Here is a 22,557-nt window from a genome sequence, read left to right as displayed (position 1 = left end):
CCTTCCTAATCTCTAGGTGTTATCAAAGTAATCTTAAGTTATTATTTTTGTAATGATATTTTTGTTTTGGTCTTTTGTTACCAAACTTAGTCCTACATCTTTTATCTATCTCACATGCGCCGCTGTTTTCCATATCCATCAAACTATAAACTCTTTCTTCTTTAGGTAGGAAGTGAAAGATCTCATCCATGTCCCATCGTTCATTATATCTTTCTGCGATATTATTCTGGTTAATAGTAAACCAAAATAGGCACTCTTCGCTATTCATTCCGTCTCTATCAGAAAAAATCCAATTTATTCCTCTTTCACATCCTGGACCTGAAATAACAAAATTCATTTCTGTAAAAGGAAAGTTTATTATGTATGTTAAATCTACAAAAATTTGATAAGCAAGAAAATCACCAATTCCTGAAAATGACTTAAGATGGTTAAATACTTCGAACTGATTTGCCGAAGATTTTACGCCATTTACTATTTTATCTTGATTATAAAAAACAAATTTTATCATCCTAATAATCATATTTTTTTCGATATCATTCTTTTTTTCCTCTAAGAATCTTCCAAAGTTAACCTTTGGTCCACCCAAAATATAAGCAACATTAAAAAAAACATAGTTTGGTTTTTTTGATGATATATTCTCAACTTTATCTCTAATTGTTTTGTCAATATCAATGATGGTCATTTTTGAAAAATCAAATGGTGCACCAATGGCATTCAATGTGTCACCTTTGTTTATTACCCTGAATAAGAATGAATTGAGGATTTTATTTTCATAACTTACACTGTTATTATTTGTTACATTGTTTAATAGCCATTTTGTTTCTCTGTCCCACGTTCTTTTAGTGTTTACAAACTTATAATCTCTCAAAATTTTGTCATTTGTCCAATAAGGTGGAAGATTAAGTATTTCTTTCTTGTAATATATCGACGTTCTCTCTCTCTGATGATAAAACCACTCCCTAATGACACTTTCATTTAAAATAGGCTTAGCAGTTTTGATTTTTATTTCTCTTACATTACAAAAAAGCTGATCATTTTTACAATCCATTGAGCAATACCTCTTCAAAGAAACGTTTAAAGCTATCTATTCCGTTTTCATTATTACTGAAATGATAGTCTGATTTTATTTTGTTCTCAATTGCATGCTTATCAATATCATATTCTTTATAATTATTACTTTCCCTTTCTATATGGATTACAATGAATTGATTGTTTTTGCACCACATGAATTCTGCATTAGATCTTATATCAGTAATTATTATTTTTTTATTTATTTTGCCGTTATCTTCTAAAATTTTCAGTTCTTCTGATAACATTCTAATAAATATCTTTTCTTCAATGTCCCTTAAACTATTTAGACTTAGCCATATATCTCTTGGTGAGTGACAAATTAATTCGCCAGTAGGTAAGCTAACATTTAGTGGTAGCATTTTTTCTTCAGGCGCATAATCTTTTTTCATCCATGGATAGATATAATTAGCCAATTTTTTTAGTTGATCGCTAAATGATAATCTAATAAAACCATGATCGGATATTAGATAATTGGCGAGAAAGTCTTTTCCACTGCCTGATACCCCCATGAATGCAATTTTCATATTCTTTCCTTACTATTTTTATTAAAATAATTTGAACTTACGCTTAAATTGAAATCATTACTTAATGCAGCTGTCAACGATATTGGCTGATTAAATCTTTTTTGATATATATATGACAACGCTGCTTCTGCGTATCCCCAGAGCAAGTTTCTTTCAGTGTTTATTGCATGTTTTACAAATATGTTTTTTAGTTTCTCGCTCTCCTTGTCTATTGTGCTTATTTTCTGAGGGGCGGTTGTTATTATTATATCAAGAAATGAAACAATATCATTGAATAATGATTTTATGCCAATTAGTGAAGGTGGGAATGATATATTATCGTCATTTATTAAATTTGTTATTTGTTTTTCTTTGTTTTTAAGTATCTCGTTGGCTTGATTTATTCTACATTCATATATGTGAAGGTTTGTTACTGATTGATGCAAATATCCCATCGTAATTTGACTATCAACTTCCTTCTGTAATACAGATAGTACAATGTCTTGAAGTAAACTAAATTCAAATATATTTATATTGCTTACACCAAATATCAGATCTCCACTTCTTTGAATGATTTTGACGTTTAATTTTTTGTCTGGAGTAATAAAGAAGTGTATTAAATTATTACAGGGTATATCGACGCTATTCTCTAAGTTGTATATGTGCCTAAGACTGTCATTAGTGTCTCGGTCAGGCATGTATAGGCTAATAACTGCTCGTCTGGTAAAAATTCCATCTTTTTTGAATTGTTGTATCACATTTTCGAGTTGCCCATGAGCGTAGAGTCTTTCGCCATAAGCTGCTCGCCAAATGACCCCATCATCTGAATATTCAGGTGCTCTTGGGAGAAAAAAAGTTAGATATGGTTTAATCCGGTTATCTCCAGCGAGAACCCACATGGCTTCAGCAAAAGTGGAGAATATGTTATTTTTTCGACCAACTAAACTTAAATGTCTTGATCTTGGGTTTCGCAAGATCATACTAACATCGTAGATAGTTATAGCATCACCGTTCCTAGTCGATATGCTGACACCATCAGTAAGCACTTTTTCTAGGATCTTCATTATTACATCGTTAATAGTTTCTCCGTAAACGACGTGCATGAACAAAACCTCATATGCTATGAAATGAATGTTTTCTTAATAGATAAACTGTCTCCATAGACCCTGTCGTATGGAAGAAGGACATTGCCAGTTTATAAATAATTCGCTCTGATAAAATGTTGTGATCTTTAAGATAGTTATAACCCCTTAAATGCTCTCAGTCTACAACCTACTGTTAGTATATTGTGCTGTTGGGGTTGAGTGAAGTGATTGATTTTATATTTTTCTACTGTTTGTCACATAAACAGAGTGGTCGCGCGGCTTGCTTGGTGTGCCAATAAATGTGGTAAGTGTAGTGCCCAATTCCAGAGTACCTACTTGGCTACTCCATCGTAAGGGGGTATAGCGACGAGCAGGAATATCGTCTTTAAAACGGCTCATACTTCTCGCTGTAATCCATAAACCAGTGCCACATACCGCCCACGCCCGTCTCCATGCCCCAGATCCATCGCCACCATAGCCAGCGTCTCTTTCCTGCTGAACCCCTGCGCCAGATAGTGACGAATGGCATCCTGCGCCCACGCATAACGCAGAGAATGAGGAGAACATACGCCAGTCAGACCAATACGCGCCGCCTGATTGTGCCAGTAGTCCATCGCGCTTTTAAGATCCGGCTTGTCTATCAGACGGTTATTACGGCTTTCTGCAACAGCTAACGCATTGTCCAGTGCTCTTTTAACTGCATTAGCATCCAGAATTACCGTTTCGCGGGGCCGTCCGCCTTTGGTGCCAAAAACTACTGTCAGACGCGTTTCGCCACGTTCAACAGCCTGTTTCCACGTTTTCAGTGACTGCGTACTTTGCACCGCCTCCTGTGAGCGCAATCCCATCAAGCGCGCCAGCTCCAGTGCTGCCGCCAGTCCCGGATCTTTTGCACGGGCCGTTTCCAGCACATGGCGGTAATGATCCGGTGTGATGGCCTGCCGCGTCCCGCTGCGGGATGCACCAGACAAACCCAGCGATTTATTAGTCAGCCGCTCATGCTCTGCCACCTGCTTACGCCCGGCCTGTTGCAGTACAGCACGAAGCGAGGCCATTTCATTTTGCAGCGTGCGTTTGCCGATCCCTTGCGTCAGCCTTTCATGAATGTAGCTTTCTATATGGCGAACCTTAATCTGCGCCACACGCTGGATCTGGACGTTCAACGCCCGTAAGTGGTGATCGAAACGCTGCACGATATGAATACGATCGTTCACCGTTTTATGGCTACCGCCGCAATGTTTTGCCAGCGCCTTCATTTCACCGCCTAACTTACCCATACATCCCCCGATATTGAAAACACAAACAGTCTCCGGCGTGTGCTTTTTGGCTGCGCCAGAACGATACCTTCACGCCGGAGTGGCAGCTTGTTGAGGTATAGGGAGTTTCAGACTGTACTCGGTACAGGCTGCCTGCGTGAGCAGGAATTCTCCGGGGCATCATGCCCCCCTCGGTATCGATCTTTTTCTCCTCTTTTTTGCTGACAGCGGCCCCAAAAAGGCGTGTCAGATTCGGGAATGAGCGCCGGAAACCTGAAAACAGTGGCATAGCGCAGAGTGGTGGTTGTGCGTCACTTTGTCGCTTTGCGCGACGCAAAGTGACGCACCGGTTGAGTGCCGGGCGCGAAAGATCGCGGATTCTGGCACAGGTTAACGGTCACGCGGCAGCAAAGCCTGGCGGCAATGCAGGCCGCAGCCCGTAGTGTCAGGGGAGCAGATAATCAGCAGAGTGTGACGCAGCCGGAAATTTTCGGCAGGGATAAGCTGTCAGCCGGTGAAGGCTGTTGCCGTTAAGCGATGACGATGGTGCTGTCGGGTGTGTATGTCAGCCTCAGACGCAGATATTTCTGCGTTCCGGTATTGCAGAGGTCATACCGGTAAAGGGCCGGTCATCCTGATAAATCAGGGGGCTTCTTTCAGACCGTGAAGCCAAAGGGCGCCCGAAGGCTATAGAGCAGAAACGAGATTACACCGTTATTGATGGCGCAGAAAGGGGAAACTCATTTTTCTGGAAATTGAGTTTCCCCTTGATGTTTTGATAATAGTGTGATCCACAAAATATTTCGGGTTAAGGACGTCTCAGCGCCGGTTACAGAGGTGGCTCGTCCTCCTGCATGCGACGGACTTCATCGGCTTCCAGGATATCGTGCAGACGCTGGAGTTGTTCGGCCAGAAGGATCAGCAGAATATAGTTTGGCCCGGTTTCATCAGGGTTCTCCAGCATGACTTCCGTCAGTACACGGGAGCGTCCCACCAGTTCGCTGGCATTTGGCTCAACAGGTGTCAGGTTCATGATTTTCCCTTTTCACTGCGGCCAGTCGCCGCCCCGGATACGCGCGATATCCAGCAGCAGTGACTTCATGGCCAGGCTGAGACGACAGAGAGTATGGATCACCGGTTCATCGCGCGTCAGTTCGTCAGGTCTGCGCAGCCACTCATCAAAGCAGACATGTATCCGGGCTAACGTCGTGGCGATATTATCCATTTCCACGCGTTCTACGGCCCGTCCCTGCTGGTGCCAGTCGAAAACGGCATCGGCAAGCTGGCGCAAATCATCAATTACCGGCCAGAGCCCGCCGGGAATTTGTGGATGATCGCCGTCAAAACGGTGTTCCGCAAGACGCAGGGCGAAACCGTAGATCACTGAAGCTATTAACTGGCGCAGATGGCGCAGTTTACCGGGCGTGTAGTTGTCGCAGTCAGCCAGGGCGGTGACAGTACGGGATTCCGCGAGGGCATGGGTGCTGTGGATTTCCAGGGCAAGACGGAGGGGATATTGATCGGTGCGGGACAGCGCCCGTGCGGGAAAACGTTCATTCCAGAGATCGGATTCGCCGATCCACTGAAGGATGCTGTTGTAGTGCAGGACACCTGCCGGAGTGGGGCCCCGGATATCCAGAAGCTGGATCAGTTCGTCATTATCTGCGCAGGGCTGGGGGATATAGCAGTGGTGATCGAGTTTTTTTCTGAGTTCAGAAAGCGTGATAACCATCATGGTGGTGTTCTCCTGGTAAAAGGGAGTATTGCCACCTGAGTTCTCACGCTCATTGGTGGCAGCCCAGACAGGGGTGAGAAACCGGCTTACCAGACACCGGCCAGCCCGGAGGCTGCCCTGCCTGAGCCGCCATTGATAACCGCCAGCGCTCTCCACCAAAAAAGAGTGCTGTATCAATAGATGCTCAGGACAATAACTGCGTATAACGCTGTTATTGTCTGGTAATTGCCCGGGTTCTCACGCCCGGCAGTCCCTTCGGGACTGCGCAGACATTGTAATCCATTCAGGCGTGGCAGAAAAGCGACATCCGGCACACCGACGCGGTTCACCAAAGATAAACCTGACTGGATGGCATTTTCGCGGCGCGGGCAGAGCTGCCGGCAGACTGATTGTCAGCGAAAAGATTTCCAGTATTTTTCTGAAGACCGCTTTCTGCATCAGCCCGACCTTTTGGTTTTCAACGTAGTGCCTTTTCGGGCAGGGTTGTTACCCTTATGCGCCATTACCCTTTAGGCCATTTCCCTTTTTGATTCTTCGTGCTACGGCGATGTATTACAGGAATTAAGGTTCCCGGTCAGGGCTTCGCTCAACCCCAAATCCAGCATGAGAATAATTTCGCTGAAATAATCCCGGTAATTTCTGGCGTTATCGGTCGCCAAACCACTGAGATTGTGAGCGCCAAATTATTGAATTCTGCGCTTGGTGTGAGGCGAGATTTCACTAACTGGATTAAAGGCCGAATTGCTGAATATGGCTTTTCTGCAGGTGTTGATTTTGAGGTTGTAGAAACTTTGAGTTCACCAAATCCGGCGAGCACAAAATCTCGTCAGCAGGTTATGCATGAGTATTTGATGACCCTGCGTAATGGATATGTGAACCATGCAGAACTACAACACGCTGGCAGAATGCAAGCCTGTAAACAAACACCAGCGTAAAGACCGGAAGAACCGCAGCCCTCCGCTCCGGATCGCCAGGAATATCGTGTCTTAAAAAAATAGTTTTGGCGGCTGCCCATCAAACAACCATGAGCTTTCAAGATGGATAGCACCATCGTTAATGAAATTAAACTCTCCGCAGTCATTATCTGGATTTTCAGTTTCAGCATTATGCAGAAAGAAATCCCCCGTTATGGCATCGCAATGAACGCAACCATTAGACAGGTAATATGCGCCCACGGTTTTACTGTATCGGGGTTTAACTATCCCAATACCGAGCGAAGCGAGTTTATTTAAATTTGCATGACCAGCAATCAAGTCTTTTACATCATTATAGCTAAACGGTATATAGCAAAGCCCAACGCCCGAAGAGTTAGATACTGATAATCCGGTGATAACACCAGTTAGTTTTTTACAACGCCAACAGTTCAGGTATCCAGGAATCATTTTCGCTGTGAGAGTTTCGCCTACTTTTGGAGCCCACGAGAGTTTTTTATTAAATATGCCAGTGATAAATCTCTCTACGGAAACATCAAATTGTGGAAGATAGAAATCACCAATTTCATTTTGACGCAAGCCAAATACGGGTAAATCGGCATTACGGTAAATCCCTCTTCCGTACTGCTCACTTTTTTTCCACAGTTTACGTAGCCATAACGCACGAATACCAGAGGCCGTGTACTTGCTCTGACGAGCCTCAAACTCACTGTCAGCCTGTTGGGATAACTGAACCTCAAATGCTAACTTGGCTTTATTCTTCGTACAAAACACATCGGCAATCCACGCTTCACCATTCTGAGTTGTACCTTGCTTTTCTGTCGTCACGTCCCAGCCTGATTGTGCCTCCCTGCGGGGTATGGCGTACCGCGTTATCCAGTAAATAGCCGCGCAGCTCGCCATTCAGGTGAATGGGAGCCACGCTGAACACTTTTTGTTTATCCGTGCTTCGCGGGTCATCGCCGTATACTGGCCAGGCGCTCCCGGCGAGGAATTTTTGCAGCGGCGCGATGTTGACGCGTTGACGCTTGAGGTGCCCCGAGGGCGCAGCATCCGCGAGCAGTTGCCCATCCGGCGAGATCAGATAGAGCTCCACGCTGGGGTTGAGGGTCATGAGCCGATCAAACAGGGTTTTAAGCGTCTGGCGATTGACCTGCCCGGCGTTATCCAGCAGCGGTTCGCTGATGACGATTTGTTGTGCCAGACCGGCAGACAAACGTTGCACCATCGCGTTGCCGTACTGGTTACTGCTGTAGATCTGGACACCGCATGCCGCGGCGGCACAAAACAGGAGAATGGCGGTGAACACCAGCGTTAACCGCTGGCTTAACGTCAGGCGACGAATCATGGTTGCGGCTTCGTTTTATCGACAGCAAATTTGTACCCTTTACCCCAGACCGTCAGGATAATTTCCGGCTCGGCAGCGTCATGCTCGATCTTGGTGCGCAGGCGGTTGATGTGCGTGTTCACCGTATGCTCGTACCCTTCATGCTGATAGCCCCAGACGTTGTCCAGTAGCGAAAGACGGGAAAAGACTTCACCCGGGTGACGGGCGAACCAGTACAGCAGGTCAAACTCGCGCGGAGTGAGATCGATCATCTCGCCACGCAAGCGAACCTCGCGCGCCAGTGGGTCGATATGCAAACCGTGACAGCAGATCAGGCCGCCTTCCAGACGGATATTTTGCCCCATGGCTTCCTGGCGACGAAACAGCGCTTTGACGCGCGCTATCAGTTCCAGCACGGAAAAGGGCTTTGGCAGGTAATCGTCTGCGCCCATTTCCAGCCCCAGCACCCGGTGGGTTTCACTGGTGCGGGCGCTGATGATAATCACCGGCAGGTAGCGCGCCATTTGACGGATACGGCGGCAAATCTCCAGACCATCGACATTCGGCAGCATCAGATCGAGGATCACCGCATCCCAGACCTGCTTCTCGAGTAACGCCAGGGCTTTGGCGCCGTCCGCCTCATGGACAATCTGATAGCCCTCATCCTGCAGATTCAGCCGCAGCAGGGTGGCGATATCGCAATCATCTTCCACCAGCAGTATTTTTTTTGCGTTATTCATAGCGAGTTACCCACGATGTCTTTACCAAAAGCTTACCCCAGGCTGGCGCGGCGAGTTATCACATTTTATTTAAACTTTCGTGAGGATGTGGTGATCAGAAAACCGCCATGATGCGTCCATATCTTCCACAGAGAGCGCACCATGCAATCATCACATTCACAACCGGTACCCCCTTTATGGCTGCGCTGTTGCCACTGGGTCAATGTCGTGGCCATTGCGGGCATGTTGTTCAGCGGCTGGCGCATTTATAACGCTTCTCCTTTGTTTCCTTTTATGTTTCCGACGCCGTTGACCCTTGGTGGCTGGCTTGGCGGCGCGTTACAGTGGCACTTCGCCCTGATGTGGGTACTGGTCATCAACGGTGCGGTATACCTCTCACTGGGTGTCGCCAGCGGGCGCTTTCGGCGCAAATTCTTCCCGCTCTCGTGGCAGTCGCTGAAAGAAACCCTTTCCCAGGCGTTACGCGGAAAACTGCAGCACGCTGATCTGCGCGACTACAACATGGTGCAAAAAATCGCCTATCTGCTGATTCTTCTCGACGGTGTGGGGCTGGTGTTTTCAGGCCTGGTGCTGTGGAAACCCGTCCAGTTTTCGCTGCTCAATACGCTGCTCGGCGGTTATGAAGCGGCGCGTTATATCCACTTTTTGTGCATGAGCGCGATGGCGCTGTTTATCGTTATTCACCTGCTGATGGTGCTGCTGGTACCGCGCACGCTGTTGGCTATGCTGCGTGGTCGCTAAGGAACTGATCATGAAAAAAGAGCGCTTTCTCTCCGACAGTGATGCCCATTACCTGGTGAAGGATGCAGAAAAAATACTTAGCCCGGACAGGCGCCGCTTACTGCGTCAGGGACTGACGCTGGGGGGCATTATGATGCTGACCGGCTGTGATATTAGCGATAACGCGGATGTCGAAAATGTGTTGTCGCGGATGTCCCGATTTAATGACCGGGTGCAAGGGTTCCTGTTCAGCGATCGCAATCTGGCACCGGAATACACCGCTGCCGATATAACCCATCCATTCCCCTTTAACGCTTTTTATGGGGAGGAGGATATCCCGCAGATTGATGGCGGCGATTACCAACTGGAGATCCGTGGGCTGGTGCGCGACACCCGCAGTTGGAGCTTACCTGAACTGTATCGCATGCAGCAGGTGAGCCAGATAACCCGCCATATCTGCGTGGAAGGATGGAGCGCGATTGGCGAGTGGGGCGGTGTGCCGTTCCGCCATTTCCTGACGCTGATCGGCGCCGATATGCGCGCGAAGTACGTCAGTTTCCGCTGTGCGGATGACTATTACACCAGCATCGATATGGCGACCGCACTGCATCCGCAGACTCTGCTGACGCTGACATGGAATAACCAAATCCTCCCTAAGGAATATGGGTATCCCATGAAGTTACGCATCCCGACCAAGCTGGGATACAAAAATCCCAAGCATGTTCAGGTCATTGAAATCACCAACCATTTCCCGGGCGGTTACTGGGAAGATCAGGGTTACAACTGGTTTGGTGGCAGTTAATACAACAACGTTAATAACGAGGAAATACCATGAAAAAGATGATTATTGCAGCAACTGTGCTTTCTGCTCTGTTTATGGCCAACGTCCAGGCGGCAGACACGATGAAAAAAGACACGATGGCGAAAGACTCCATGTCTAAGCCGCATGATGAAATGTGCAAAGACAGCATGTGCAAAGACGCCATGAGCAAGGATCACATGGGGAAAGACAATATGGGCAAAATGGACAAGATGAAAAAGGATGACATGGGTAAAAAAGACGGCATGGCGAAGAAAGATGATGTGGGTAAAAAAGACAGTATGAGCCAGTAAACGAAGCGAATTTCAACGCACGTGCGCCTGGCCACACATTTCCTCTGTCACTTGCTTGCGCCGGACATGTTGTAAAGGTGACCGCTCTGGCGCTGAGGGATCCCCATAAATCAGCGCTAATAAACCAACACCATATTCTTGTAGGTTCTGGCGAGGTGATTAAGAACGGTGCTTAGCACCGTTCGTTTTAAAATTAGCGGGGAGTGTCGTAAGACATTCTCCGCTAACGTCAGATACGAGATTACACGCCGTGTTTTAATATTATTGGCCTAGTACCTAAGATGTAACCCTTGATTTTCAGCGTGATAGCCGATAAGCCACAGCACTATTATGCTCAGTGTTGCCAGTAGGCTCAGTACCAGCACTCTTCCTGCCGAACGGCTGTAGCTGGCACACAGGCCGAACCCAAAACGCTCACTTTTTTCATTCCTGAAGTTTTGTTCAATCTGCATTCGGCGACTGTATAATTTCATGATTTTTCGCGGCTTAAAGTTGTTTGTGCTACTGAATATTAACCACGGTTCTTTTGCTGCTGAGCGGGCATCTTTTATCTGTGATGGCCTGGCTATACCACAGCGAGAGCGTTTATTTTTCCGTCCTTTTGGTTCTTTTTTATGCAAATAAAAATGACCATCGCATCGGGTATATTTTGATCGGGCAAGCATTCCCGGCCTCAGATATTCCGATTTAGTACTGGCCTGCAATTCCTGACGCCGGAACCAGTATCCCCCCTTGCTATCCAGCCGCATCCGGACATTGCCTCTGATGCGTCCGATACAATCCCAGCCGAGAGATTTTATGTGCCGGAACCAGTCATTTTGGAACCCTGCGTCCGTGACGATGATGACCCTTGCTTTTGGGTTTACCGCCTCGAAAAGAGTATTCAGAAAAGCTTGCTGTACCTTTGCGTTTTGCTGTTTTTCCGAAGGAACTATCCAGCTCAGCAAGGGTAGCGAACGTCCATCGCAAATCAGGCTGGCACGGAGTACGTGATACTCCTGAGAGGGATACCCGCTCCAGTCAACAGCGATGACGCACAGTGATAGTCAGTTCGTCAGCATGGAAATAATATTTCTGAAAATCAGGGGGATATCGTGATGAAGAGACTCATTACCGAGCAAACGATCAACACGTTTTATTTTATTTTTGACCTGAGCAGTACCTGGTAAATAACGTCCGATACTGGTCAGCGTCAGAGATGCGCCATTGATAAGTGCGATGGTGGCATCCAGCAAAGCATTTTGTCGATATTTGTGAAACGGCGCTAAAGCGTCGCAGAAAAAATTTTGACATACTTGGCGAGCAGACATAGAGGTGATCTCATTGAATTGGTTACACAAATCAGTAGATCACAAAACTCTATGTCTGTCTTTTTTTACCCTCCCATTACTGGGGGATTCCTTAGCGCTCAGGCGGTCACCGAACTCGATAATTAAACGGCTCATCGCCAGCCGCCAGTTCTGGATCGGCATGCTCCATTTTTTCGATGCCGACTGGATTGCCAGATAAATAACCTTCCGCACCGAGTCATCCGTCGGGAACACCTTACGTTTCTTGATGGCTGCTCCTGTATCAGGGGCGACTCAAATCCCGTTGAGAAGAAAATCACTCAAATCTATAGTTCCAAAATTCTCCCTCTTGAGCGCTGCAAGTCAGATAAAAAGCTCCCCCTCCCTTAAATAGTTCAAGCAATCGCAGAGGTATCACCTCCGTGATTGTCAACTTTGTTCATCATCTTTACTTCAAAAAAACGACAGTATTCAACGTCGTGCCGGAACTAAATTCCGGGCAATTCCTGAGCAGAATTTGAATGGCTTCTTTGCCCCTGGCGGGGGAAAGAACAGCAGAGACAGAAGAGTTTCACGTTACGAGACCTCATTTAGGCAGCCTGCATACTGATAAGGCGACACATACCGCTCTGTGTTCACATCCAGATAATCCGCCCACCACTGCATCATATTGGTTCGTTCCTCCAGATATTCAGCCTTATGAATATAAGCGGCACGCACGCTGTTCCTTTCCTGATGGCTCATTTGCTTTTCAATCGCCTCTTTGCTCCACAGTCCCGATTCACTCAGCGCACTGCACGCCATTGCCCGAAAGCCGTGGCCGCAGATCTCTTTCCGTGTGTCGTAGCCCATCACGCGCAATGCTTTGTTGATGGTGTTGTCGCTCATGCATTTATCCTGGTCATATTCGCCGGGAAAAATAAACGCCAGATGCCCGGAGAGCGCTTCCGTTTGCTTCAGGATTGCCATCGCCTGATCGGACAGCGGGACGATGTGCTGTGTTTTCATCTTTGTGCCACGGTGAGAGAAGCGTACGTTTTCGATCTGCTCCCGTTCTTCCGGGATCACCCACAGTTTTTGTTGCCAGTCGATTTCACTCCAGCGGGCAAAACGCAGTTCGCTGGAACGAACAAAGAACAGCAGCGACAACTTAAGCGCATACCGTGTCAGCAGCCTGCCGGAGTAGTTATCCGTCCGGGATAACAGTTCAGGTAGCTTCTCAAGCGGCAGGGCCGGGTAATGCTGTGTTTCCGGTGGCGTAAATTCACCGTCCAGATCCAGTGCGGGGTTTGATCTGATTAACTGCTTTTTCACCGCATAGCGCATGATCCCGGTGACATAGTTTTTCAGCCGTGCGGTGATCTCCAGAAAGCCTTTGTTCTCCACCTTACGCAGGGTAAACAGCAGATCTTCCGTGGCGATTTGATCGATGTATCTGTCCCCGATATCCGGGAATACATACATTTCCAGCCTGCGCTGAATAGTCGTCGCATAATGTTCAGACCAGCGCCGGTGATCGGCATGCCAGTTCATGGCGACCTGGTGGAATGTCTGTCCGTTTTTCTTTTTCTGCTGTGCGATTTTTTTATCAACAGAGGGATCAACCCCGGCACGCATTATACTGCGTGCCGCATCGCGGAGCTGACGTGCTGTAAGCAGGGAAACATCCGGGTAGGGGCCAAAGGCCAGCTTCTTCTCTTTGCCGTCAATGCGGTACTTCATGTACCAGAGTTTTGAGCCGTTAGGTTTGATCAGCAGGTACAGTCCGGAGCTGTCGCCGAGTTTGAAGGGTTTGTCAGAGGGTCTGAGCTTGCGGATAGCGGTATCAGTGAGTGCCATAGCGGGGGGCTCCATTCGTTCAACGAACCGTGAGGCCCCCGATTAAGCCCCCAAAAACTACAGATGTCAAGAAACCCGGCAATCCTTACCAGGACAGCCGGTTCAATCTAACTATTTGTTTTTATAACGCATTAAGACTCACTGAGACGTCTTAATACTAAAATCTGGCTCCTCTGACTGGACTCGAACCAGTGACATACGGATTAACAGTCCGCCGTTCTACCGACTGAACTACAGAGGAATCGTGTGAACGAGGCGCATCATACTGACCTCGCTACAGCGTGTCAACTGTAAAATTAACACGTTTTATCAATTGGTTAATTAATCCTCAAAACAGGGTGTCAATGAATCTGAGTGGGCTGAATATCGTCACTGTCTTCATTGTCACGAAGCCGTTGCATAGGGTCCTGTTGATAAAACTGGCAGAATCGTTGCCAAAGAGCGGGGAATCGCGGGGCAAACAGCTCAGGGGCACTGAAAAAGTACTCTGACAGGACGGCAAAACATTCGGCCGGATCGCTTGCTGCATATGCATCGATGCTTGACGCGGTTTCGCCCACTAAATCAATTTCGTCCTGAATATTGTTCATGGCGGCATGCAGGTCATGTTCCCAACTGGCGACTTCTCGCAGTGGAATTAACGGAATACCGCTGGCGCGATCGCCATTGCGCATATCTAATTTGTGGGCGACTTCATGAATAATGAGGTTGAATCCGGAAGCATCAAAAGAATCCTGAATGTCCAGCCAGTTCAAAATGATTGGCCCCTGTTGCCAGCTTTGTCCGGATTGTACGACGCGCTGGTTGTGTACCAGACCCACATCATCTTCCCACTCATCATCGACAATAAAGGGCGCAGGGTAGATTAGCACTTCATGGAAGCCATCAAGCCATTCAATACCGAGTTCGAGAACAGGCAGACAAAAAAGCAGGGCGATTCGTGCGCTTTTCAATGAGTCAAGTTCGAAGCCCTGAAGGGGAACCAGCCTTTTTTGCTGTAAGAAACGCTCGGCCAGCGCAATCAGCCTGGCTTGTTCTTGCGCGGTAAGCGTCACGAGCAGGGGGATTGCCAGAGCCTCCTCCCACTGCGAGAACGCATTTTGCTCGGTGTCTTGTGCTTTCCAGGGCCACTTAATCATCGTTTTGCTCGCAAACTCGTCACTTGAACAAAATTGGAGGGACAGGGTCTGTTAAAATGCCAAATTACCTGGCATCATGACAACCATCAATACGGAGAGATGCCGGAGCGGCTGAACGGACCGGTCTCGAAAACCGGAGTAGGGGCAACTCTACCGGGGGTTCAAATCCCCCTCTCTCCGCCAGTTTATCCCATCGTTATCAATTAGATACCTGTCAATTTTTTTAATATGCCATCAACACCTGGCATTCAAGCTCTGGCATCAGTGTCGATTGGACATTATCAGATTTAGCCTCGTACACATATACGTTATGAATGTGTTTCCAGCATCAACAGGTGGTACTTTGCCACAATGCCGTTCATCTTTTCCACCCGGTGGTTCGCAAAAATGAGATATGCGCTAAGTCTTTCTGCAAATAGCGTATTGTTGGAAACCGCCGGTAAAATCCTGAACCGATTGTTGATAACGATGAGGTTATCCAGCCGGTCTGTTCTGCAATCACATCGATGTAGCCGGTAATCGTATTACCCTGAGGTGAGTGAATTATTCGACCAGTGTCTTAAAACGGAATTAAGTTTCAGTGTCTGGTGATGTAGCAAAATGCAATACTTGTAAACAGACATTATTTGCAATGAGTGTATAACCTCACTCAGCTTTAATCAGTCGGTGCCAGGCACTGCATAATCGATGCGAGATATTTTCAATTTGTCATTTCCTGTTATAAAAGAATGCGTACCGCTTTGGATACCGTGTTAGCACAGGAAAAGACAGGTGAAGATTTTCTGTTTGATGAACAAGTTACCATGCGACCAGCACGACGCTGTCCTTGACGGTGGAATATTGTGTACGGGTATCCGGGATACCGGCCATTTTAAGAATTGCTATTACTGACCACAACAAACGTACTATGCGAATTAATGTTAACCATATTGATCACTCACTTTTTGCCCTGAATGCTGCCATCAAAGAGCATTATCTTTGGGCCGAAAAGTTATTATGCCTGAATTTGTTTGGTGGCGTTGCAGACCGCGACATCATCGATAGCGATTCCCATCTGCATTGCCTGTTTAGCAAGTGGATTGCGCAACGCATTGAAGGGGACGCGCTGGACCGGGATGAGGTGCTGAATATTAGTCATCACCACCAGGTTATGCATGATATTGCCAGGGTGTTGGCCCAGGCTGTAATGTCCGGGACCGCGACAAAAGAACTGGTGAGTCAATATCACGAACACCAGCAGGCCTTTATTGACAGCATTGATACGTACAAGTTATCCCTGATTGCTTACCGTAATCAGCATGATGCATTAACGGGGTTACCATTACGTCATTTGTTATACCAGGAGTTTCCCGCTTTTCTTGCTCGCAGTGAGCGCTACTGTACTGGCTTGTATGTTCTGATAATGGACATCGACCGATTCAAATTCGTTAATGATACCTGGGGGCATAATGCAGGAGATGATGTGTTGCAAGAGGTGGCGAGGCGTCTGAAATCTGCGACCCGCAGTACTGACCGGTTATACCGTTTTGGTGGAGAGGAGTTTATTATTCTGCTGGAGGCTACAGACCCTCTGGCCGCGCAGGTTGCAGCCGAGCGGATGCGATGCAGCATTGCTGACCAGAGTATCCCGATTTTGGGGCAGTTGGTGAGCATTACGGTGACGGGGGGACTGACGCGTGTTCATGCGCAGGAAGACCTGCACAGGGTGATCGGTCAGGCGGACAAAGCGATGTACTATGGCAAAAACCATGGCCGCAATTGCTGCGTGATCAATCTGGACGGTGAAGAGACGTACCAGATATTGTCGCGATGAATCAGATCACGGTCTGGCTCCATCCCGCGGGGCAAGGAAACTTAGATCCAGAACCGGTTGGTATTACCACACCGATAACATAGTGGACGTGTGTCACGCACATCTATCCGGAAGTCCCTCCGCGCGCGGAGCACCACATCACCTCGTTGAGATTGACCAGGCATAGGCCGCTGTCTTTGCTGGCTGACTGAATAAGAGAAAATGGCGATAAGCTGAAGACCAGGTTAGATGTCAGAGACAAAAAGGCCCGCGAGAAGCGGGCCTGGAATCATACCGGGTATCAGAACTGATAGACTAAACCCAGGGCAACAATGTCATCGGTCGCAATGCCATTGTCTGCGTAGAAGTTGTCGTCGTTGTCCAGAAGATTGATTTTGTAATCAACGTAGGTGGACATGTTTTTGTTGAAGTAGTAGGTCATACCCACGTCAACATATTTGACCAGATCCTTGTCAGTGTAGCGTGGGTTACCGTCTCTGTCGGTATCCTGACCACCTAAATCGATACCTTTGGATTGCAGGTAAGCGACAGAAGGACGCAGGCCGAAGTCAAACTGATATTGCGCTACAACTTCAAAGTTACGGGTTTTATTGGCGATACCACCTGATACACCATCTCCGCTGCCGTAAGACGTCATGTTGCGAGTTTCTGCATACATTGCCGCCAGATAGATATCATTTGCATCGTATTTAGCACCAACAGTCCAGGCATCAGCCTTTTCGCCACCGGCATAGCTGTTGCTGTGGTAACGATCGGATGCGCCACGAGCGACCTGGTTATTGGTGCGATCAGAGGAAGAGTAAGCGGCGCCCAGGCTGAAACCAGAGTCAAAGTCATAAGACGTCGACATCCCAAAACCATCGCCATTTTCTTTTGCCAGTTTACGGGCTGCGTTACCGTTGTTGGTGCCTTCACCCGCGCCTGCGCTCTCGTTATTACCCTGGTACTGCAGAGCAAAGTTCAGACCATCAACCTGACCGAAGAAGCCTTTGTTGCGGTAGGTCGCAACGCCATTGGTACGGGTCAGCATATAGACGTCAGTCTGAGTGTAGGCGTCGCCACCGAATTCCGGCAGCATATCGGTCCACGCTTCGACATCGTAGAGCACACCATAGTTACGACCGTAATCAATAGTACCATTCTGGCCGAAACCCAGGCCGGCAAAGCCAAGACGGGTCCAGGAATTACCGTGGTCGCTTTCCGTCGTATTTGCCTGGACGTTATATTCCCACTGACCATAACCGGTCATTTGATCCATGATCTGGGTTTCGCCCTTAAAACCTAAACGGACATAAGACTGATCGCCATCATTACCTGTATCATCAGAGAAGTAGTGCAGACCATCTACTTTTCCATACAGATCCAGTTTATTGCCATCTTTATTATAAATTTCTGCCGCATTGGCTGCGCCTGCAACAAGTAATGCCGGAACAAGCATTGCCAGTACTTTTCTTTTCATTATGTATTCCCTTATGATAATAATTTTTGTGAATGAGTGCTGCTCCCAGAAGAGCACGTTTTGATAATATTCGATTGAGTTCATTTTATTTTAAAATAAACATGTAACAATTATATTTAAAATATTTCTAAATGTTTATTTTTGGTTTTATATACTTCATGCTATATGATTTAGTTACCAATCATTTATATTATTTATGATTTTATATAAATTATTTATGTGTCTGTGGTTAATATTAATAATTTGTATTTATTGCGGTGAGAAAGGACATTGGTCGCGCCTGGAGGGATGTTAAGCAAATGGGGGGTTATTGAAGAAAGTCCATTTAAGGATGAAAGACCAGTGACGTCATAATAATGACATGGTTAAAATAAAACAGGCGTCGCCAAAGTAATGAACATATTATTTATCCAGGAAATGAAAAATGAATGGTCATTGAGACATGTCTTATTCATCAAGGAGTAAAAGCGCGCTTTGGTGACGCAGGTCAGATATTTACATCATCAACAGATATGTAAGATCAATGATTGTCAGGAGCAAGACGGCATACTGAACTGAAAAAAACGTGACAAAACTCACAAGAAATGGCTTAAAATTTATTTGATTGACATTACAAAAAGGGAGTTTCTTTTGAGCGGTATGAAAGAAAAAACGACACGTAGCCTGGGTGGGAAACTGGCCTTGTGGGTGTTTTACGCTTTTTGCGCCTATTTTGTCTGGGCGATGATCCGCTATGCGTGGGTCATCAACCATATCCAGTCGATTCCGGTTGCGGGATTTGATAACGAACTGGTTTCTACGAGTGGGAAATGGATGGGAGCCTTGTTGGGGTTTTTGGTATTGGGTGTGGTTGGTCTAATCCTCGGCGGCATTGCCTGGTACACGCGTCCACGTCGTCCATGGCGTGAAGAAGCCTGAAAAAATTGCTACTGTAGCCCTTCATCACCTACGGGAGGCAATGTGGAACTTCAGTACTGGCAATCGCAATTTGAAGCGTGGCTGCTCAGCCATCACAACCAGCAGGATGCGGCTCACGATATCTTTCATTTTCGCCGCGTCTGGGCAACGTCCCGGCAACTGAGCGTCGGGCTGAAGGTGGATGAACTCGTTGTGCTGGCTGCCTGTTATTTTCACGACATCGTCAGTCTTCCCAAGAATCATCCGGCGCGGCAACGCTCATCTGTGCTGGCGGCGGCTGAAACCCGTCGTATTTTTGCCTCCGACTTCCCGGCGTTCCCCGAATCCCGATTGTCATCGGTTTGTCATGCCATTGAAGCCCACAGTTTTAGCGCTAATATTGCCCCACAGACACTGGAAGCGAAAATCGTTCAGGATGCCGACAGGCTGGAGGCGCTGGGCGCGATTGGGCTGGCGCGCGTCTTTGCGGTATCCGGCGCGCTCGGCGTGGCGCTGTTTGACGCGGAAGACCCCTTTGCCCAACAGCGACAACTCGACGATAAACAATACGCCCTCGATCACTTTCAAACCAAACTGCTTGCCCTGCCTGACACCATGCAAACGGCGCGAGGGCGGGAGTTAGCGCTGCACAATGCCGGTTTCCTGGTAGGCTATATGGCAAAGCTCAGCGCAGAGCTGAAAGGGGAGTATGAGTCTGTCGACCCGGCGGTGCTTCGCGCGTTTAGCCCAGGCCACTCGTGAGACCAATTTTATGTTAACCTGACGACACACTTTTTTGGTCGGTTGACGATATGCAGCAAAATCTTTCGCTTACAGGTTCGCTGGTAGCCACCACAGACGACAGCGCAGACGTAGCTCAGGCGCTGCTGGCGAAGCTGTTAGAAATATATGATGTAAAAACGCTGGTGGCGCATCTGAACGGAATGGGTGAGAACCACTGGAGCCCGGCCATTTTAAAGCGTGTTGTGGCGAAGTCCTCAGCCTGGCACCGGTTAAGTGAACGGGAACTTGTCTCTCTGCAAACCCTGCTTCCCACGCCGCCGGCGCATCATCCTGACTATGCCTTTCGATTTATCGATCTTTTCGCGGGTATTGGCGGCATACGCCGTGGCTTCGAAGCTATTGGCGGTCAGTGTGTTTTTACCAGCGAATGGAACAAACATGCGGTGCGCACTTATAAAGCCAACTACTACTGCGATCCGGCGAGCCACCACTTTAATGAAGACATTCGTGATATCACACTCAGCCATCGCGAGGGTGTCAGCGACAGCGAGGCGGCAGAGCATATTCGCCAGCATGTGCCGCCGCACGATGTTTTGTTGGCGGGCTTTCCGTGTCAGCCGTTTTCGCTCGCAGGCGTGTCAAAGAAGAATGCACTGGGACGCGCCCACGGTTTCGCCTGTGATACGCAGGGGACATTGTTTTTTGATGTCGTACGCATTATTGATGCCCGCCGTCCGCCCATCTTTGTTCTGGAAAATGTTAAAAACCTGAAGAGTCACGATAAGGGCAAAACGTTTCGCATCATCATGCAAACTCTGGATGAGCTGGGCTATGACGTGGCGGACGCCAGGGATAACGGGCCGGACGATCCAAAAATCATTGATGGCAAACATTTCCTGCCACAGCACCGCGAACGCATCGTGCTGGTGGGCTTTCGTCGCGATCTCAATCTGAAGGGCGATTTTACCCTGCGGGATATTGTCACGCGCTACCCCCAGCGTCGCATTACGCTTGCGGAGTTGCTTGAGCCGGTCGTGGAAGCGAAATATGTGCTGACCCCGGTGCTGTGGAAATATCTCTATCGTTACGCCAAAAAGCATCAGGCGAAAGGTAATGGTTTTGGCTATGGCATGGTCTATCCTTCAAATCCGGATAGCGTCACGCGCACGCTTTCCGCACGCTATTACAAAGATGGCGCTGAAATCCTGGTGGATCGCGGCTGGAATTTTGCCACAGGTGAAGCGAACTTCGACGATCCGCAAAACCAGCAGCATCGGCCAAGGCGCTTAACGCCAAGAGAGTGCGCGCGTCTGATGGGGTTTGAAGCGCCGCAGGGGTATCAGTTCCGTATTCCGGTGTCCGATACTCAGGCCTATCGCCAGTTTGGCAACTCTGTGGTGGTGCCTGCATTCGCCGCCGTGGCAAGCCTTCTGGAAGAGAAAATCCACGAGGCGGTTGCATTGCGCCAGCAAGGGATCGGTGATGGCGGACGTTCACGATAAGGCAACGCGCAGTAAAAACATGCGGGCCATTGCGACCCGCGATACAGCGATTGAAAAACGTCTTGCCAGTTTATTGACGGAGCAAGGCATAACATTTCGTGTTCAGGATGCCGCGCTTGCAGGGCGGCCCGATTTTGTCGTCGACGCCTATCAGTGCGTGATCTTTACCCACGGCTGTTTCTGGCATCAGCATCACTGTTATCTGTTTAAAGTCCCGGCCACGCGTACCGATTTTTGGCTGGCGAAGATAGGCAAAAACGTTGAGCGCGATCGCCGTGATGTGGCGAGCTTACAGGCGCTCGGATGGCGCGTATTGATTGTCTGGGAGTGCGCGTTACGCGGGCGTGAGAAACTGAGCGACGTCGCGCTGGCAGAACGCCTGGAAGAGTGGATCTGCGGCGGCGGGCCGTCCGCGCAGATCGACACTCAGGGCATGCATTTATTGTGATGTCTTTTCCGAATTCACTGGCGCGACAACCGGTTTCGCCGGGAAAAGATATTTGCCCAGCGTGACCAGCACCACTGCAAAAACGATAACCCCTAACGCCAGCCACTCAATCAGCGCCAGACGTTCACCGCCAAGCCCCGTTCCCAGTAAAACCGCGACAACGGGATTCACGTACGCGTAACTGGTCGCCAGCGCAGGGCTGACATTGCGGATTAGATACATATAGGCGTTAATGGCGATAATGGAGCCAAATACAGCCAGATAACCAACCGCCAGGAAACCCGAAAGCGAGGGTAACGTAGCCAGTTTTTCGCCGCTGAACAGCGAGGCGCACATCAGGATAATTCCGGCCGCAAGCATTTCAATCGCGCCCGCCATCATTCCGGTCGGCAGGGTGATTCGTGAGCCGTACACGGAGCCAAATGCCCAACTGATCGAGCCAATCAGGATCAAAATAGCGCCCCATGGGTTACCGCTTAAATTCCCGCCGCTGTTGAGCATCACGATCCCGGCAAGGCCAATCGCAATGCCCATCCACTCAAGCTTACGGGTTTTGATACCAAAGAAATGGCTGAAGCACAGGGTAAACAGTGGAACGGTCGCCACCACGACCGCAGCGATGCCGGAGGGGACGTTTTGGTGTTCCGCAACCGTCACCAGACCGTTGCCGACAGCCAGCAATAAAATGCCAGTCAGCGCTGCGTTCAGCAGCGGGCGAAGCGGGGGCAGTTTATGTCCGCGAAGCAGTAAAAAGCTGATTAACAAAAAACCAGCCGAAAGAAAGCGCACGCCAGCCATCATCAGCGGTGGCCAGCTTTCGACACCAATACGGATAACAAAGTAGGTGGAACCCCAAATGATATACAGCGCGAACAGCGCGCTAAAGAGTGGTAATAACTGCCTGAAACGCATAATCCCTCACGTGAGTGACTTTATTAAGGCACA

21 protein-coding genes, 2 tRNA genes and 4 pseudogenes are annotated in these 22,557 nt (G+C 48.3%); 11 read left to right on the top strand and 16 right to left on the bottom strand.

The window, feature by feature from the left end:
* Nucleotides 1-22 precede the first annotated feature (22 nt).
* The 6 genes from WB371_RS15650 to WB371_RS15625 all read right to left on the bottom strand — a co-directional run bounded on the left by WB371_RS15650 (nt 23) and on the right by WB371_RS15625 (nt 5,650).
* Entirely contained in the window at nt 23-1,048 is a 1,026-nt protein-coding gene (locus WB371_RS15650; protein WP_336220958.1) for a nucleotide kinase domain-containing protein, read from the bottom strand.
* Nucleotides 1,038-1,595 carry an adenylate kinase gene (locus tag WB371_RS15645; protein ID WP_336220957.1) on the bottom strand — a complete coding sequence of 186 codons (558 nt, stop codon included), beginning with the start codon at nt 1,593-1,595 and terminating at the stop codon, nt 1,038-1,040. Before WB371_RS15645 ends, WB371_RS15650 begins: the two co-directional genes overlap by 11 nt.
* Nucleotides 1,592-2,677 (bottom strand): thymidylate synthase, encoded by a 1,086-nt coding sequence (locus WB371_RS15640; RefSeq protein WP_336220956.1) that lies wholly within the window; start codon nt 2,675-2,677, stop codon nt 1,592-1,594. Before WB371_RS15640 ends, WB371_RS15645 begins: the two co-directional genes overlap by 4 nt.
* A 377-nt stretch (nt 2,678-3,054) precedes the next feature.
* A complete protein-coding gene (locus WB371_RS15635; RefSeq protein WP_336220955.1) occupies nt 3,055-3,936 on the bottom strand; it encodes an integrase domain-containing protein in 882 nt (293 codons plus the stop codon).
* Nucleotides 3,937-4,744: 808 nt separating this feature from the next.
* Nucleotides 4,745-4,948: a hypothetical protein gene (locus WB371_RS15630; RefSeq protein ID WP_336220954.1), complete on the bottom strand. Its 204-nt coding sequence runs from the start codon at nt 4,946-4,948 to the stop codon at nt 4,745-4,747.
* A gap of 12 nt (nt 4,949-4,960) precedes the next feature.
* Nucleotides 4,961-5,650 carry a hypothetical protein gene (locus WB371_RS15625; protein ID WP_336220953.1) on the bottom strand — a complete coding sequence of 230 codons (690 nt, stop codon included), beginning with the start codon at nt 5,648-5,650 and terminating at the stop codon, nt 4,961-4,963.
* 551 nt (nt 5,651-6,201) lie between these two features.
* Between WB371_RS15625 and WB371_RS15620 the strand changes: the two are divergent.
* A pseudogene (locus tag WB371_RS15620) lies at nt 6,202-6,510 on the top strand (antA/AntB antirepressor family protein); the annotation flags it as partial.
* Between the two features lie 126 nt (nt 6,511-6,636).
* Here the strand turns inward: WB371_RS15620 and WB371_RS15615 are convergent.
* From WB371_RS15615 to WB371_RS15605, 3 genes and pseudogenes are all read right to left on the bottom strand, one after another.
* Entirely contained in the window at nt 6,637-7,410 is a 774-nt protein-coding gene (locus WB371_RS15615; protein WP_336220952.1) for a hypothetical protein, read from the bottom strand.
* A 52-nt stretch (nt 7,411-7,462) separates the two neighbouring features.
* Nucleotides 7,463-7,930, bottom strand: a pseudogene (locus WB371_RS15610) (two-component sensor histidine kinase); the annotation flags it as partial.
* The gene (locus tag WB371_RS15605; RefSeq protein ID WP_336220951.1) at nt 7,927-8,649 is read right to left on the bottom strand and encodes a response regulator transcription factor; all 723 of its coding nucleotides are present in this window, start codon (nt 8,647-8,649) and stop codon (nt 7,927-7,929) included. The pseudogene WB371_RS15610 and the gene WB371_RS15605, both read right to left, overlap by 4 nt.
* 141 nt (nt 8,650-8,790) lie before the next feature.
* Here WB371_RS15605 and WB371_RS15600 point away from each other — a divergent pair, with 141 nt between their 5' ends.
* From WB371_RS15600 to WB371_RS15590, 3 genes are read left to right on the top strand one after another with little or no spacing between them, the layout of a single operon-like run.
* Nucleotides 8,791-9,390, top strand: coding sequence for a cytochrome b/b6 domain-containing protein (locus WB371_RS15600; protein ID WP_336220950.1), 600 nt, complete (start codon nt 8,791-8,793; stop codon nt 9,388-9,390).
* 10 nt (nt 9,391-9,400) lie between these two features.
* Nucleotides 9,401-10,171, top strand: a complete 771-nt coding sequence (locus WB371_RS15595) for a molybdopterin-dependent oxidoreductase (RefSeq protein WP_336220949.1) — start codon at nt 9,401-9,403, stop codon at nt 10,169-10,171.
* A gap of 29 nt (nt 10,172-10,200) precedes the next feature.
* The gene (locus tag WB371_RS15590; RefSeq protein WP_336220948.1) at nt 10,201-10,482 is read left to right on the top strand and encodes a hypothetical protein; all 282 of its coding nucleotides are present in this window, start codon (nt 10,201-10,203) and stop codon (nt 10,480-10,482) included.
* A gap of 116 nt (nt 10,483-10,598) precedes the next feature.
* On the opposite strand, the pseudogene WB371_RS15585 reads toward WB371_RS15590, so the two are convergent.
* Together WB371_RS15585 and WB371_RS15580 are read right to left on the bottom strand one after the other, a co-directional pair.
* A pseudogene (locus WB371_RS15585) lies at nt 10,599-11,792 on the bottom strand (IS4 family transposase).
* Between the two features lie 39 nt (nt 11,793-11,831).
* Nucleotides 11,832-12,044: pseudogene (locus tag WB371_RS15580) on the bottom strand (hypothetical protein); the annotation flags it as partial.
* Here WB371_RS15580 and WB371_RS23850 point away from each other — a divergent pair.
* Nucleotides 11,943-12,161, top strand: a complete 219-nt coding sequence (locus WB371_RS23850) for a DUF4087 domain-containing protein (RefSeq protein WP_420704056.1) — start codon at nt 11,943-11,945, stop codon at nt 12,159-12,161. The pseudogene WB371_RS15580 and the gene WB371_RS23850 sit on opposite strands and share 102 nt — an antisense overlap.
* A 186-nt stretch (nt 12,162-12,347) precedes the next feature.
* Here WB371_RS23850 and WB371_RS15575 read toward each other — a convergent pair whose 3' ends face one another.
* The 3 genes from WB371_RS15575 to mtfA all read right to left on the bottom strand — a co-directional run bounded on the left by WB371_RS15575 (nt 12,348) and on the right by mtfA (nt 14,749).
* Nucleotides 12,348-13,610 carry a tyrosine-type recombinase/integrase gene (locus WB371_RS15575; RefSeq protein WP_336220947.1) on the bottom strand — a complete coding sequence of 421 codons (1,263 nt, stop codon included), beginning with the start codon at nt 13,608-13,610 and terminating at the stop codon, nt 12,348-12,350.
* A 165-nt stretch (nt 13,611-13,775) separates the two neighbouring features.
* Nucleotides 13,776-13,851 (bottom strand) — tRNA-Asn (locus WB371_RS15570).
* Between the two features lie 100 nt (nt 13,852-13,951).
* Nucleotides 13,952-14,749: a DgsA anti-repressor MtfA gene (gene mtfA / locus WB371_RS15565; protein ID WP_336220946.1), complete on the bottom strand. Its 798-nt coding sequence runs from the start codon at nt 14,747-14,749 to the stop codon at nt 13,952-13,954.
* A gap of 93 nt (nt 14,750-14,842) precedes the next feature.
* Here mtfA and WB371_RS15560 point away from each other — a divergent pair.
* Both WB371_RS15560 and WB371_RS15555 read left to right on the top strand, forming a co-directional pair.
* A tRNA-Ser gene (locus WB371_RS15560) sits at nt 14,843-14,932 on the top strand.
* 724 nt (nt 14,933-15,656) lie between these two features.
* A complete protein-coding gene (locus tag WB371_RS15555; RefSeq protein ID WP_336220945.1) occupies nt 15,657-16,562 on the top strand; it encodes a diguanylate cyclase in 906 nt (301 codons plus the stop codon).
* A 280-nt stretch (nt 16,563-16,842) separates the two neighbouring features.
* Here the strand turns inward: WB371_RS15555 and ompC are convergent, their stop codons facing one another.
* The gene (gene ompC, locus WB371_RS15550; protein ID WP_336220944.1) at nt 16,843-18,021 is read right to left on the bottom strand and encodes a porin OmpC; all 1,179 of its coding nucleotides are present in this window, start codon (nt 18,019-18,021) and stop codon (nt 16,843-16,845) included.
* A 639-nt stretch (nt 18,022-18,660) separates the two neighbouring features.
* Between ompC and drpB the strand changes: the two genes are divergently transcribed.
* Genes drpB through WB371_RS15530 form a run of 4 tightly spaced genes read left to right on the top strand, consistent with a single transcriptional unit; the run spans nt 18,661 to nt 21,612 of the window.
* The gene (drpB, locus tag WB371_RS15545) at nt 18,661-18,939 is read left to right on the top strand and encodes a cell division protein DrpB (RefSeq protein WP_336220972.1); all 279 of its coding nucleotides are present in this window, start codon (nt 18,661-18,663) and stop codon (nt 18,937-18,939) included.
* Between the two features lie 42 nt (nt 18,940-18,981).
* Entirely contained in the window at nt 18,982-19,680 is a 699-nt protein-coding gene (locus WB371_RS15540) for a phosphohydrolase (protein WP_336220943.1), read from the top strand.
* Nucleotides 19,681-19,730: 50 nt separating this feature from the next.
* Nucleotides 19,731-21,164, top strand: a complete 1,434-nt coding sequence (locus WB371_RS15535) for a DNA cytosine methyltransferase (protein ID WP_336220942.1) — start codon at nt 19,731-19,733, stop codon at nt 21,162-21,164.
* Nucleotides 21,145-21,612: a very short patch repair endonuclease gene (locus WB371_RS15530; protein WP_336220941.1), complete on the top strand. Its 468-nt coding sequence runs from the start codon at nt 21,145-21,147 to the stop codon at nt 21,610-21,612. The genes WB371_RS15535 and WB371_RS15530 overlap by 20 nt, the downstream gene beginning before the upstream one ends.
* Here the strand turns inward: WB371_RS15530 and yedA are convergent.
* Nucleotides 21,604-22,524: a drug/metabolite exporter YedA gene (gene yedA / locus WB371_RS15525; protein WP_336220940.1), complete on the bottom strand. Its 921-nt coding sequence runs from the start codon at nt 22,522-22,524 to the stop codon at nt 21,604-21,606. The genes WB371_RS15530 and yedA overlap by 9 nt on opposite strands.
* Nucleotides 22,525-22,557 lie beyond the last annotated feature (33 nt).

Origin of the sequence: Citrobacter amalonaticus (assembly GCF_037053465.1) — a bacterium.
GTDB classification, from domain to species: Bacteria; Pseudomonadota; Gammaproteobacteria; order Enterobacterales; family Enterobacteriaceae; genus Citrobacter_A; species Citrobacter_A amalonaticus_H.
This window is presented reverse-complemented; position numbering and strand designations above follow the sequence as displayed.